The sequence below is a fragment of the Kitasatospora sp. NPDC001660 genome (assembly GCF_053596725.1).
This window is the reverse complement of sequence record NZ_JBSFGU010000006.1, coordinates 52,791-65,647: the sequence shown is the minus strand read 5'-3', so window position 1 is coordinate 65,647 and position 12,857 is coordinate 52,791. Positions and strand designations below refer to the sequence as shown.

The window sequence follows — 12,857 nt, the reverse complement described above, 5'->3', positions numbered from 1 at the left end:
GCAGCAGCCGCCGCCGGGCGGTCCAGCGATCGCGAGGGGGAGGGCCGATGACCGGGCGAGCCGTTGCCGCGCGCCCGGCCGCCGTCGTGGTCGGCGGCGGTCTGGCCGGGATCACCGCCGCGCTGCGCCTGGCCGAGGCCGGGCAGCGGGTCACCCTGGTGGAGGGGCGGCCGCGGCTCGGCGGCCTCGCCTTCTCCTTCCGGCGCGGCGAGCTGACCGTCGACAACGGCCAGCACGTCTACCTGCGCTGCTGCACCGCCTACCGCGGCCTGCTCGACCGGCTCGGCGCCACCCGGCTCACCCATCTGCAGGACCGGCTCGACGTCCCCGTGCTCTCCGTCACCGGGCCCGCCGACGCCCCCGTGCGCACCCTCGGCCGGCTGCGCCGGGCCGGCCTGCCCGTCCCGCTGCACCTGGCCGGCAGCCTCGCCCGCTACCCGCACCTCGGCCCGGCCGACCGCGCCCGGGTGGTCCGCGGCGCGCTCGCCCTCCAGCGCCTCGACCTCGGGGACCCGGCGCTGGACGGGACGTCCTTCGGCGCGTGGCTGCGCCGCCGGGGGCAGAACGAGCGGACCCTCGCCGCCCTGTGGGACCTGGTCGGCGTCGCCACCCTGAACGCCTACGCCGACGACGTGTCGCTGGCCCTCGCGGCCATGGTGTTCAAGACCGGCCTGCTCTCCGACCCGGGCGCCTCCGACATCGGCATCGCCGCCGTCCCGCTCGGCACCATCCACCACGACCGGGCGCTCGGGGAGCTGGAGCGTGCCGGCGTGACGGTGCTGCTGCGCGCCCGCGCGGCGGAGTTCAAGCCCGGCGCGCAGCAGCACGCCGTGCGCCTGGAGAGCGGCGAGCTGCTCACCGCCGACACCGTCGTCCTGGCCGGTGCCCAGGACAGCGCCGCCGCCCTGCTGCCGCAGGGCGCGATCCCCGCACAGGAGCGCCTGGCCGGCTTCGGCACCTCGCCGATCCTCAACGTCCACGTGGTCTACGGCCGCAAGGTCCTGCGCCGCCCCTTCTTCGCCGCGCTCGACTCCCCGGTGCAGTGGGTCTTCGACCGCACCGCGCACTCCGGCCTGGCCGCCACCGCGCTCGGCCGCGCGCACCCCGGCGCCCAGTACCTGGCGCTGTCGCAGTCCGCCGTGCGGGACGAGATCGACCTGCCGGTCGCCGAGCTGCGCGAGCGCTACCTGCCCGAGCTCGCCCGGCTGCTGCCCGCCGCGGCCGGCGCCGAGGTGCTGGACTTCTTCGTCACCCGCGAGCGCACCGCCACCTTCGACCCGGCCCCCGGTACCGCCGCCCTGCGCCCCTCGGCGCGCACCGACGTGCCCGGCCTGCTGCTGGCCGGTGCGTGGACGGCCACCGGCTGGCCCGCGACGATGGAGGGGGCCGTGCGCAGCGGCCACGCCGCGGCCGACGCGGCGCTCGCCGCCGCCGGCGCCCGGTGCCCGGTGGACCGGGGCGACGGGAGGTGGCCGAGGTGACGAGCGGCCCCGCCGCCGGCGACCCCGCGAGAGCCGGCGGCCGTACCGTCGGTCGCGCCCGGCACGCCGGGCGCACCGACCTCGCAAGCATCCGGCCGGCCCGCGCGGTCCGGCACCACCAGGGAGAGGGAACGCACGTGGAGTCACGCACCGGCACCGCCGTGGGAGGCACGGCGCACGCCGAACCGGTCTCGGTGCCGGAGCTGCTGGCCCGCAGCCGCACGCTCTGCACCCCGCCGCTGCGCGCCGCCGTCGCCCGTTTGGCCGCACCGATGGACACCGTCGCGGCCTACCACTTCGGCTGGATCGACCGCGACGGCACCCCGGTGAAGGGCGACGGCGGCAAGGCCGTCCGCCCGGCGCTGGCGCTGCTGTCCGCGCAGGCCGCGGGCGCCTCGGCGGAGGTGGGCGTGCCCGGCGGGGTCGCTGTTGAACTGGTGCACAACTTCTCCCTGCTCCATGATGATCTGATGGACGGTGACGAGACCCGGCGCCACCGGGCCACCGCCTGGACGGTCTTCGGTCCGGCCCAGGCGATCCTGGTCGGCGACGCCCTGGCGACGCTCGGGACGGAGGTGCTGCTCGACGCCGGCGAAGCCGGACCGGCGAGCGCCGCCGATGCCGCGCGCGCCGTCCGGCTGCTCACCACCGCCACCCGCCGGCTCATCGACGGGCAGGCGATGGACGTCGCCTTCGAGCAGCGCGACAGCGTCACCGTCGCCGAGTGCCTGGAGATGGAGGGCGGCAAGACCGCCGCTCTGCTCGCCGCCGCCTCGGCGATCGGCGCCGTACTGGCCGGGGCCGACGACAAGGTCTCCGACTCCCTCCAGCGCTACGGCCACCACCTGGGCCTGGCCTTCCAGGCGGTGGACGACCTGCTCGGCATCTGGGGCGCCACCGAGGTCACCGGCAAGCCGCACTGGGGCGACCTGCGCCAGCGCAAGAAGTCCCTGCCGGTCGCCGCCGCGCTGGCCGAGGGCGGCGCCGCGTCGCGCCGGCTCGCCGAGCAGCTGGCCGACCCGTCGGGCCGCGGGGAGGAGAACGAGTCCGAGCTGGCCGCCCGGGCCGCGCTGATCGAGGAGGCCGGCGGCCGCGCCTGGACCCAGGAGGAGGCCCGCCGCCAGCACACGACCGCCCTCGCCGCCCTCGACGAGGTGCCCATGTCCGACCCGGTGCGCGAGCACTTCGTCGCACTCGCCGAATTCGTGGTGGTACGAGAGAGGTGACGTTACGTTGACAGCAACCGCGGACGGCCGGCTCGACCCTGAGTACGATCCCGAGCCGGTCGCGGTGGGCGACCGCCCCCCGGTGCTGCTGGGCACCGGGCAGTGGCAGCCCGAGGACCCCGCCCCGCCCCGGCCGGGCGGGGAGGCGGCCCGCGGGCCGGCCGACGCCCGGGAGGCACTGGCCCGGGCCACCACCCACCTGCTCTCGCTGCAGAGTCCGGAGGGCTGGTGGAAGGGCGACCTGGAGACCAACGTCACCATGGACGCGGAGGACCTACTGCTCCGGCAGTTCCTGGGAATCCGCACCGAGGAGCAGACCAGGGCCACCGCCGAGTGGATCCGCTCCCAGCAGCGGGAGGACGGCACCTGGGCCACCTTCCACGGCGGGCCGCCCGAACTGTCCACGACCGTCGAGGCGTACGTCGCCCTCAAACTCGCCGGCGACGACCCGGACGCGCCGCACATGCAGGCCGCCGCGCACTACGTCCGCCTGGCCGGGGGCATCGCCGCCGCCCGGGTGTTCACCCGGATCTGGCTCGCGCTCTTCGGCTGGTGGCCCTGGGAGCGGCTGCCCGAGATGCCGCCCGAGATCATCTTCCTGCCCAGGTGGCTGCCGCTGAACATCTACGCGTTCGGCTGCTGGGCCCGCCAGACCATCGTCCCGCTGACCATCGTCTCGGCCCACCGCCCGGTCCGTCCGGCGCCCTTCGCGCTCACCGAGCTGCACACCGACCCCGCGCACCCCTTCCCCGACCGGCCGCTCGCCCCCGCCACCACCTGGGACGGCCTGTTCGAGCGCCTCGACAACATCCTGCACGCCTACCACCGCCGCGCCGTGCGCCCGCTGCGCAAGCACGCCATCTCCCGGGCCTGCCGCTGGATCGTCGAGCGGCAGGAGGCCGACGGCTGCTGGGGCGGCATCCAGCCTCCCGCCGTCTACTCGCTGATCGCCCTGCACCTGGAGGGCTACGAGCTGGAGCACCCGGTGATGCAGGCCGGGCTCGCCGCCTTCGACCGCTTCACCGTGCACACCGAGGACGGGATGCGCTGGCTGGAGGCCTGCCAGTCCCCGGTCTGGGACACTTGCCTGGCCACCATCGCCCTGGTCGACGCCGGGCTGCCGGCCGACCACCCGGCGCTGGTCTGCGCCGTCGACTGGATGCTCGGCGAGGAGATCCGCAAGCGCGGCGACTGGAGCGTGCGGCGGCCCTCGCTGGAGGCCGGCGGCTGGGCGTTCGAGTTCGAGAACGACACCTACCCGGACATCGACGACACCGCCGAGGTGGTGCTGGCGCTGCGCCGGGTCGCCCACCCCGACCCGGCGCGGGTCGACGGGGCGGTGGACCGCGGGGTGCGCTGGAACCTCGGCATGCAGTCCAGGAACGGGGCCTGGGGCGCCTTCGACGTCGACAACACCAGCACGCTGCCGAACAAGCTGCCGTTCTGCGACTTCGGCGAGGTGGTCGACCCGCCGTCCGCCGACGTCACCGCGCACGTCGTCGAGATGCTCGCCGAGGTGGGGCAGGCGCGGGACCAGCGCACCCGGCGCGGCGTCGAGTGGCTGCTGCGCAACCAGGAGGCCGACGGCTCCTGGTTCGGCCGCTGGGGCACCAACTACATCTACGGCACCGGTTCGGTGCTGCCCGCCCTCGTCGCGGCCGGCGTGCCGGACGAGCACCCGGCGATCCGCCAGGCCGTCCGCTGGCTGGAGGACCGGCAGAACGCCGACGGCGGCTGGGGCGAGGACATGCGCTCCTACGACGACCCGGCGCGCTGGGCCGGGCGCGGCGACTCGACCGCCTCGCAGACCGCGTGGGCGCTGATGGCGCTGCTCGCGGCCGGCGAGGGCCCGGACGGCCGGGCCAACCCGGCGGTGGAGCGCGGGGTGGACTGGCTGGTGCGCACCCAGCTGCCCGAAGGCACGTGGGACGAGCCGCAGTTCACCGGCACCGGCTTCCCGTGGGACTTCTCCATCAACTACCACCTGTACCGGCTGGTCTTCCCCGTCACCGCGCTCGGCCGCTACCTGGGCGGCGGCCCGGCGGCCCTGCGGGAGAGCGGCGGCCCGGTGATCGGGGCGTCGCGGTGACCACCCCGCCCCTGCTGGTGCTCTGCGCGCTGGGCCCCGAGGTCTGGGCCCTGCGCGGAGGGGACTGGCGCGGCTCGGCCGGCGGGCCGCCGGTGCTGCTGCGCACCGGGGTCGGCCGGCGGCGGGCCGGCCACGCGGTGCGCCGGGTGCTCGGCTCCGCCCCGGGCGGCTACGGCGCGGTCGTGGTGGCGGGCTTCGGCGCGGCCGTCGGTCCCGGGATCGCCCCGGGGGACGTCGTCGCCGCCGACGGCGTGCGCGACCCGGAGGGCAACCTGTTCCCGGTCGGCTCGGCCGCCGGCCTCGCCCGGGCCCTCAAGGAGTGCGGGCTGGTCGTGCACACCGGGGTGCACCACACCGCCGACCACGTGGTCCGCGGCATCGAACGGCGGGCCCTGCACGTCCAGGGCGCGCTCGCCGTCGACATGGAGGCCGCCGCCGTCCTCGCCGCGCTGCGCGAGCTGCGGCCCGCGCTGCCCGCGGCCGTCCTGCGGGTCGTGGTGGACACCCCCGAGCGGGAGCTGCTGCGGCCCGGGACGCTCCCTGCGGGGGTGCGCGCCTGGCGGGCCCTGCGCGCGACCGTCCCCGCCCTCGTCGACTGGTACCGGCAGGAGCTGCCGTCCGACCGCGGGGAACTGCACCACCCCACATCCTCGACGCTCCCCCAGGAGGCGAGCTAGTCATGGCCATGCCGTTGCGCCAGACCGTGCGGGTCGGCACCTACCTGATGCAGCAGAGGCTGCTCAAGCGGCGGGACAAGTTTCCGCTGATCGTCGAGCTGGAGCCGCTGTTCGCGTGCAACCTCGCGTGCGAGGGCTGCGGCAAGATCCAGCACCCGGCGGGCGTGCTGAAGCAGCGGATGCCGGTCGCCCAGGCGGTCGGCGCGGTCCTGGAGTCGGGTGCGCCGATGGTCTCGATCGCCGGCGGCGAGCCGCTGATGCACCCGCAGATCGACGAGATCGTCCGGCAGCTGGTGGAGCGCCGCAAGTACGTCTTCCTCTGCACCAACGCGCTGCTGCTGCGCAAGAAGATCGACAAGTTCCGGCCCTCGCCGTACTTCACCTTCGCCGTGCACATCGACGGCATGCGCGAACGGCACGACGAGTCGGTGGCCAAGGAGGGCACCTTCGACGAGGCGGTGGCGGCGATCAGGGAGGCCAAGCGGCGCGGCTTCCGGGTCACCACCAACAGCACCTTCTTCAACACCGACACCCCGCAGACCGTCATCGAGGTGCTGGACTACCTCAACGACGAGCTCAAGGTCGACGAGATGATGATCTCCCCGGCCTATGCCTACGAGAAGGCCCCCGACCAGGAGCACTTCCTCGGCGTCACCCAGACCCGCGAGCTGTTCCGCAGGGCCTTCGCCGGCGGCAACCGCCGGCGCTGGCGGCTCAACCACAGTCCGCTCTTCCTGGACTTCCTGGAGGGCAAGAAGGACTTCGAGTGCACGCCGTGGGGCATCCCCAACTACTCGCTGTTCGGCTGGCAGCGGCCCTGCTACCTGATGGCCGACGGCTACGTGCCCACCTACCGCGAGCTGGTCGAGAATACCGACTGGAGCAAGTACGGGCGCGGCCGGGACCCGCGCTGCGACAACTGCATGGCCCACTGCGGCTACGAGCCCACGGCGGTGCTCGCCACCATGGGCTCGCTCAAGGAGTCACTGCGCGCCATCACCGAGACCGTCAGCGCCAACCGCGGCCGCTGACCGGGGACCCGACCGCTCCACCCGACCGGCCCGGGCGCCGTGCCCGGGCCGACCCAGCCCCTCGAGGCGAGGGCACCACCGCACCAGTCCAGTCGTGAGGTGTACCCATGTCACTGCTCTCCAGCGTCACGTCCCCGGCCGACCTGCGCAAGCTCCCCGCGGCCGAACTGCCGCTGCTCGCCGAGGAGATCCGCGACTTCCTGATCGAGGCCGTCACCCGGACCGGCGGGCACCTCGGTCCGAACCTCGGCGTGGTGGAGCTGACCATCGCGCTGCACCGGGTCTTCGACTCCCCGCACGACCGGATCGTCTTCGACACCGGCCACCAGAGCTACGTCCACAAACTCCTCACCGGACGCCAGGACTTCAGCCGACTGCGCATGAAGGACGGTCTTTCCGGCTACCCCTCGCGCGCCGAGTCCGAGCACGACCTCGTCGAGAACTCGCACGCCTCCACCGCCCTCTCCTACGCCGACGGGCTCGCCAAGGCCGCTCAGCTGCTCGGCCAGCACGACCGGCACACCGTCGCCGTCATCGGCGACGGCGCGCTCACCGGCGGGCTCGCCTGGGAGGCGCTCAACAACATCGCCGACGCCAAGGACCGGCCGCTCGTCATCGTCGTCAACGACAACGAGCGCTCCTACGCGAAGACCATCGGCGGCCTCGCCAACCACCTCGCCACCCTGCGCACCACCCAGGGCTACGAGCGCTTCCTCGCCCTCGGCAAGGAAGCGCTGCAGCGCACCCCGCTGGTCGGCCAGCCGATCTTCGACGCGCTGCACGGTGCCAAGAAGGGGTTCAAGGACGCCTTCGCCCCACAGGGCATGTTCGAGGACCTCGGGCTCAAGTACCTCGGGCCGATCGACGGCCACGACCTCGGCGCCGTCGAGCAGGCGCTGCGCCAGGCCCGGAACTTCGGCGGCCCGGTCATCGTGCACTGCCTGACCGTCAAGGGGCGCGGCTACCGGCCCGCCGAGCTGGACGAGGCCGACCGCTTCCACGCCGTCAACCCGATCGACCCCTACACCTGCCTGCCGATCTCGCCCAGCGGCGGGATCTCGTGGACCTCGGTGTTCGGCGAGGAGATGGTCGCGCTCGGCGCGGAGCGGCCCGACGTGGTGGCGATCACCGCGGCGATGCTCCAGCCGGTCGGGCTGGAACGGTTCGCCAAGGCCTACCCGGAGCGCATCTTCGACGTCGGCATCGCCGAGCAGCACGCCGTCACCAGCGCGGCCGGCCTCGCGACCGGCGGCCTGCACCCCGTCGTCGCCGTCTACGCGACCTTCCTGAACCGGGCGTTCGACCAGGTGCTGATGGACGTCGCCCTGCACCGGCTCGGCGTCACCTTCGCCCTCGACCGCTCCGGGGTGACCGGGCCGGACGGCGCCTCGCACAACGGCATGTGGGACATGTCGATCCTCCAGGTCGTGCCCGGGCTGCGGCTCGCCGCCCCGCGCGACGCCGACCAACTGCGCGCCCAGCTGCGCGAGGCCGTCGACGTCGCCGACGCTCCCACCGTCGTCCGCTTCCCCAAGGCGACGATCGGGCCCGCCGTCCCGGCCGTCGAACGGATCGGCGGGGTGGACGTCCTGCTGCGTACCGGCGAGTTGCCCGAGATCCTCCTGGTCGCCGTCGGCACCACCGCGCCGGCCTGCCTGGACGCGGCCCGGCTGCTGATCGCCGAGGGCTTCACCGCGACGGTCGTCGACCCGCGCTGGGTCAAGCCCGTCAACCCGGTGCTGCCCGAACTCGCCGCCGCCCACCGGTTGGTGGTCACCGTCGAGGACAACGGTCGCACGGGCGGCGTCGGGGCCGCCGTCGCGCAGGCGCTGCGCGACGCCGGCGTCGACGTGCCGGTGCGGGTGCTCGGGCTGCCCCAGGAGTTCCTCGACCATGCCGCCCGCGGTGAGATCCTGGAGGAGGCCGGGCTGAGCGGCACCGGGGTCGCGGCCCAGACCGCCGTCTTCGCCAAGAACCTGCTACCGACCCGAGGAGCGAACCCGCGCCATGCCGGCTGACCCCGACCGCACCGCTTTCGATCTCGCCGCCCTGATCGCCGAACGCGGTGCCGAGCGGTACGAGCTGCACGGTCGCTACCTCAACCCGCAGCTGCCGCGGATGCTCCACACCATCGGCTTCGACAAGTTCTACGAGCGCGCCCAGGGCCCGTACTTCTACGACGCCGAGGGCAACGAGTACCTCGACATGCTGGCCGGCTTCGGCATCTTCGCCCTCGGCCGCCACCACCCCGCGGTGCGCTCGGCGATCCAGCAGGTCATGGACCTCGACCTGCCCGACCTCGTCCGCTTCGACTGCTCGCCGCTGCCCGGGCTGCTGGCCGAGCGGCTGCTGTCGCACGCGCCGGGGCTGGACCGGGTGTTCTTCGGCAACAGCGGCACCGAGGCGGTCGAGACCGCGCTCAAGTTCGCCCGCTACGCCACCGGGCGCAAGCGGGTGCTGTACGCGGACCACGCCTTCCACGGGCTGACCGCCGGCTCGCTCTCCGTCAACGGGGAGAGCGGCTTCCGAAAGGGCTTCGGCCCACTGCTGCCCGACACCGCCGTCCCGCTCGGCGATCTCGGCGCGCTGGCCAAGGAGTTGAAGCGCGGTGACGTCGCGGCCCTGATCGTCGAGCCGATCCAGGGCAAGGGCGTTCTCGCGCCGCCGCCCGGCTGGCTGCGCGCGGCTCAGGATCTGGTGCACGAGCACAAGGCGCTGCTGATCTGCGACGAGGTGCAGACCGGGATCGGCCGCACCGGCGAGTTCTTCGCCTACCAGCACGAGGAGGGCGTGCTGCCCGACCTGGTGTGCGCGGCCAAGGCGCTCTCGGGCGGGTACGTGCCGGTCGGGGCGACGCTCGGCAAGGGCTGGATCTTCGAGAAGGTGTACTCCTCGATGGACCGGGTGCTCGTCCACTCGGCCAGCTTCGGCGCCAACGCCCAGGCGATGGCGGCCGGGCTCGCGACCCTGGAGGTCATGCGCGACGAGAAGGTGGTCGAGAACGCCCGGCAGGTCGGCGACCACTTGCGGGAGCGGCTCGCCGAGCTCGTCGACACGTACGAGCTGCTGGCCGAGGTGCGCGGCAAGGGGCTGATGATCGGCATCGAGTTCGGCCGGCCCAAGTCGCTCAAGCTGCGCACCGGGTGGACCGCGCTCCAGGCGGCCCGCAAGGGGCTGTTCGCCCAGATGGTGGTCGTGCCGCTGCTCCAGCGCCACCGGATCCTGACCCAGGTGTCCGGGGACCACCTGGAGGTGATCAAGCTGATCCCGCCGCTGATCATCACCGAGCGGGACGTGGACCGGTTCGTCACGGCGTTCACCGACGTCATGGACGACGCGCACCGGGGGAGCGGGCTGATGTGGGACTTCGGGCGGACGCTGGTGAAGCAGGCGGTCGGCAACCGCTGAGCCCTCTGCGGACGGAGCGGGATGCGGTTGTGGAGTGGAAGCCGCTGTGGGGTGGAAAGGGCTGTGGAGTGGGAAGTCGGTGGCGACCTCCCACTCCGGGGAGACACCGCGTCAGCGCTCGGTCCGGCGGCGCCGGACGACCACGACGAGGTCGACGGCGGCGAACAGGGTGAGCAGGCCCATGGCGACGGCGAAGCCGGTGAGGGTGCCGCTGCTCGGGGCCCCGTACGACGGGGAGTTGGCCGCCCAGACCGCGAAGGCCGCCGTCGCGAGCGCGAACAGCGGGGTGAAGGTGAGCGACAGCAGGTAGCGCAGCTTGAGGTCGCTGCGGGCGGTCGAGGGCTCGGTGCCGCTGCGCCAGCGTCGCGGGGTCGTGGTGCGCATCCTCGTTCACCTCCCGGCCGCGCGGGTGCGGGCTACGATTCCAGCGTACGTCCGAGGGACGGGCCGGGGAGGGGCGATGACGGGATCGGGCGCGGTGGGACCGGGGGCCGGAGGCACGGATCCGATGGGTGCGGGCCAGGCCTGGGACGGGCCGGAGGGGGACGCCGAGGGCTACGCGGGGCTGCGGATCGAGCGGGCGCGGGAGCTGGCCCGGCGGCACGGGTGGGCGTCGGTCCGGGTGCTGGAGCCGGACGCGATGACCACCATGGACTACCGGGAGGGGCGGCTCAACCTCGCGGTGCGCGGCGGGGTGGTGGAGCGCAGCTGGGAGGGGTGAGCGCCGGCTTCGGCCCCGGCCGTTGACCCGTCCTTCGCTCAGCCGCTCCGGTGGACTCGGCGGCGGGTGAGGCGCTGTTCGATCGTGGTGACGAGCGGCTCCAGCAGGGGCAGCGAGAGCAGCACCAGCAGTCCGGCGGCCCAGCCGGCCAGGACGTCGGTCACCCAGTGGGTGCCCAGGTAGACGGTGGTCAGACCGATCGAGCAGGCCGTGGCAGCGGCGATCAGCGCGCCGGTGCGGCGCCAGCGGACCGCGAGGTAGGCGAGCACGCCCCAGGTGACGACCGCGTTGGCGGTGTGACCGGAGGGGAAGATCGTGCCGCCGGAGAAGAGCTCGGGGGAGCCGACGTACTGGGCGTAGTGCGGGCCGAGCCGGCCGGTGACGATCTTGACCGCGCCGACGGTGACGTTGAGCAGCAGCAGGGCGATGCCCATCACCAGGAGGGGGCGGAGCCTGCCGAGCCGGTGGGCGCGCCAGGCGAGCCAGGCGAAGGCGGCGATCGCGGAGGGGCCGCGCTGGCCGGCCACCACCCAGGTTTCGAGCAGCGGCTCCAGACTGGGCCAGCGCTCGTAGGGGCGCAGCAGCCGGACCGACCAGTCGAGGTCGACGAGGTCGGTGTTGAGGAGTACACCGGCCAGTACCAGCAGGTAGACGGCACAGGTGGCGGCGAGCAGGAGGGCGCGGCGGCGGCTCATCGGGGGCCAGCCGGGCTCGGTGCCGTCCGGGCCGGGGTGCTGGTGGCGGTCCGGGGCCGGGTGCACGGGCCGGTCCGGGGCCGACCGTCCGGGGCGGTCGGCGGTGTTCTCCGGTCCCTGGTTCGGGAATTGCCGGGAGGTACTCGGGGCTTGCACGGGGGTGACCTTACCCATCCGTCCCGTGCCATTCCGGAGGGAATTGTCATTTCCCCGGGAAATCGACAATCCGGTTGCCGGCGGGTGGTCGGGGGAGTGATTTCCGCTAATCCACGATCGAAAGTCCGTGTGGTGTTCGAATCATTCTTCAAAAGGCTCGGTAAAAAGACCGGGGGCGGGCGGCCGGTCCGCCCGGCCACCCGCCCCGTGGTCACCCTGTGTAGGTTCCGTGCTCAGTCGAGGGGTCCGCCTGCGACGTAGATCACCTGGCCGGAGACGAAGCCGGCGCCCTCGCTCGCGAGGAAGGAGATGGTGTGGGCCACGTCCTCAGGCAGACCGACCCGCTGGACCGGGATCTGTGAGGCCGCGGCCCGCTTGAAGTCTTCGAAGTCCATGCCGACCCGAGCCGCGGTGGCTGCTGTCATGTCCGTGGCGATGAATCCCGGGGCCACGGCATTGGCGGTGATGCCGAACTTGCCGAGCTCGATGGCCAAAGTCTTGGTGAAGCCCTGCAGGCCCGCCTTGGCGGCCGAGTAGTTGGCCTGGCCGCGGTTGCCCTGGGCGGACGAGGAGGACAGGTTGACGATGCGGCCGAACCCGGCGTCCACCATGTGCTTCTGCACCGCGCGGGTCATCAGGAAGGCGCCGCGCAGGTGGACGTTCATGACCGTGTCCCAGTCGGACTCGGACATCTTGAAGATCAGGTTGTCGCGGAGCACGCCCGCGTTGTTGACCAGGACGACGGGGGCGCCGAGCTCGGCCGCCACCCGGTCCACGGCGGCCTGGACCTGCCCGGCGTCCGAGACGTCGGCGCCGACCGCGAGGGCCTTGCCACCCGCGGCGGTGATCCGGTCGACGGTGTCCTTGCCGGCCGCCTCGTCCAGGTCGAGGACGGCGACCGCGTAGCCGTCGGCGGCCAGCCGGACGGCGGTGGCGGCGCCCAGGCCGCGTGCGGCACCGGTGACGACGGCGACCCGGGGGGTGCTCTGCTCGGTCATGCTCGCTCTCGTCTCTCTCTCAGGATTTTCCCAGGGAGGACGTCCCCCGGGTGACGCTGGCCACACCCTACCCGCGAGTAGGAAAGGCGGCCAGGGCGGAGACGCGCAGGTGACAGTGGGTAAGGACCGACCGGTCGGCTTTCTGGTGAGAACGGGTTACCGAGAAGGCGTGGCGGCGCGTAAATATGCCAATGTTGCCGAACCTGCGTCTACTATCCGCCCCTGCCTGCCAGCGAGGGCCTGCCGTTTGTATAGTGTCCGCCAGCAGCCACCGGCTGCACGGCTGGAGCGCCCTCCCTCATAGCGGGACGCCCACTCGCCGTTACTGCCCCACCCGGGTGTCCCACACACACCGGGTGTGACATCGGGACGGAT

The 12,857-nt window shown here is 73.4% G+C and carries 11 protein-coding genes; 8 read left to right on the top strand and 3 right to left on the bottom strand.

What is annotated here, in order from left to right:
* Positions 1 to 47: 47 nt before the first annotated feature.
* The 7 genes from hpnE (at position 48) to ACWCXH_RS08825 (ending at position 9,912) form a co-directional block, all read left to right on the top strand.
* The gene (gene hpnE, locus ACWCXH_RS08855; protein ID WP_449800663.1) at positions 48 to 1,481 is read left to right on the top strand and encodes a hydroxysqualene dehydroxylase HpnE; all 1,434 of its coding nucleotides are present in this window, start codon (positions 48 to 50) and stop codon (positions 1,479 to 1,481) included.
* A gap of 137 nt (positions 1,482 to 1,618) precedes the next feature.
* Positions 1,619 to 2,707 (top strand): polyprenyl synthetase family protein, encoded by a 1,089-nt coding sequence (locus ACWCXH_RS08850; protein WP_449800662.1) that lies wholly within the window; start codon positions 1,619 to 1,621, stop codon positions 2,705 to 2,707.
* Positions 2,708 to 2,714: 7 nt separating this feature from the next.
* Positions 2,715 to 4,796, top strand: coding sequence for a squalene--hopene cyclase (shc, locus tag ACWCXH_RS08845; protein ID WP_449800661.1), 2,082 nt, complete (start codon positions 2,715 to 2,717; stop codon positions 4,794 to 4,796).
* Positions 4,793 to 5,473, top strand: coding sequence for a 5'-methylthioadenosine/S-adenosylhomocysteine nucleosidase family protein (locus ACWCXH_RS08840; RefSeq protein ID WP_449800660.1), 681 nt, complete (start codon positions 4,793 to 4,795; stop codon positions 5,471 to 5,473). Before shc ends, ACWCXH_RS08840 begins: the two co-directional genes overlap by 4 nt.
* A gap of 2 nt (positions 5,474 to 5,475) precedes the next feature.
* Complete coding sequence (gene hpnH, locus ACWCXH_RS08835) at positions 5,476 to 6,504, top strand: adenosyl-hopene transferase HpnH (protein ID WP_449800659.1); 1,029 nt, start codon at positions 5,476 to 5,478, stop codon at positions 6,502 to 6,504.
* Positions 6,505 to 6,611: 107 nt separating this feature from the next.
* The gene (dxs, locus tag ACWCXH_RS08830; protein WP_449800658.1) at positions 6,612 to 8,522 is read left to right on the top strand and encodes a 1-deoxy-D-xylulose-5-phosphate synthase; all 1,911 of its coding nucleotides are present in this window, start codon (positions 6,612 to 6,614) and stop codon (positions 8,520 to 8,522) included.
* On the top strand, positions 8,512 to 9,912 hold the full coding sequence (locus tag ACWCXH_RS08825) for an aspartate aminotransferase family protein (protein WP_449800657.1): 1,401 nt from the start codon (positions 8,512 to 8,514) through the stop codon (positions 9,910 to 9,912). The genes dxs and ACWCXH_RS08825 overlap by 11 nt, the downstream gene beginning before the upstream one ends.
* 111 nt (positions 9,913 to 10,023) lie before the next feature.
* Here ACWCXH_RS08825 and ACWCXH_RS08820 read toward each other — a convergent pair whose 3' ends face one another.
* Positions 10,024 to 10,296, bottom strand: coding sequence for a DUF6343 family protein (locus tag ACWCXH_RS08820; protein WP_449800656.1), 273 nt, complete (start codon positions 10,294 to 10,296; stop codon positions 10,024 to 10,026).
* Between the two features lie 124 nt (positions 10,297 to 10,420).
* On the opposite strand from ACWCXH_RS08820, the gene ACWCXH_RS08815 reads away from it, so the two are divergent.
* Complete coding sequence (locus ACWCXH_RS08815) at positions 10,421 to 10,633, top strand: I78 family peptidase inhibitor (RefSeq protein WP_449800655.1); 213 nt, start codon at positions 10,421 to 10,423, stop codon at positions 10,631 to 10,633.
* Positions 10,634 to 10,671: 38 nt separating this feature from the next.
* Here ACWCXH_RS08815 and ACWCXH_RS08810 read toward each other — a convergent pair whose 3' ends face one another.
* Together ACWCXH_RS08810 and fabG are read right to left on the bottom strand one after the other, a co-directional pair.
* Positions 10,672 to 11,484, bottom strand: coding sequence for a phosphatase PAP2 family protein (locus ACWCXH_RS08810; RefSeq protein ID WP_449800654.1), 813 nt, complete (start codon positions 11,482 to 11,484; stop codon positions 10,672 to 10,674).
* 233 nt (positions 11,485 to 11,717) lie between these two features.
* Positions 11,718 to 12,482, bottom strand: coding sequence for a 3-oxoacyl-ACP reductase FabG (gene fabG, locus ACWCXH_RS08805; protein ID WP_449800653.1), 765 nt, complete (start codon positions 12,480 to 12,482; stop codon positions 11,718 to 11,720).
* Positions 12,483 to 12,857 lie beyond the last annotated feature (375 nt).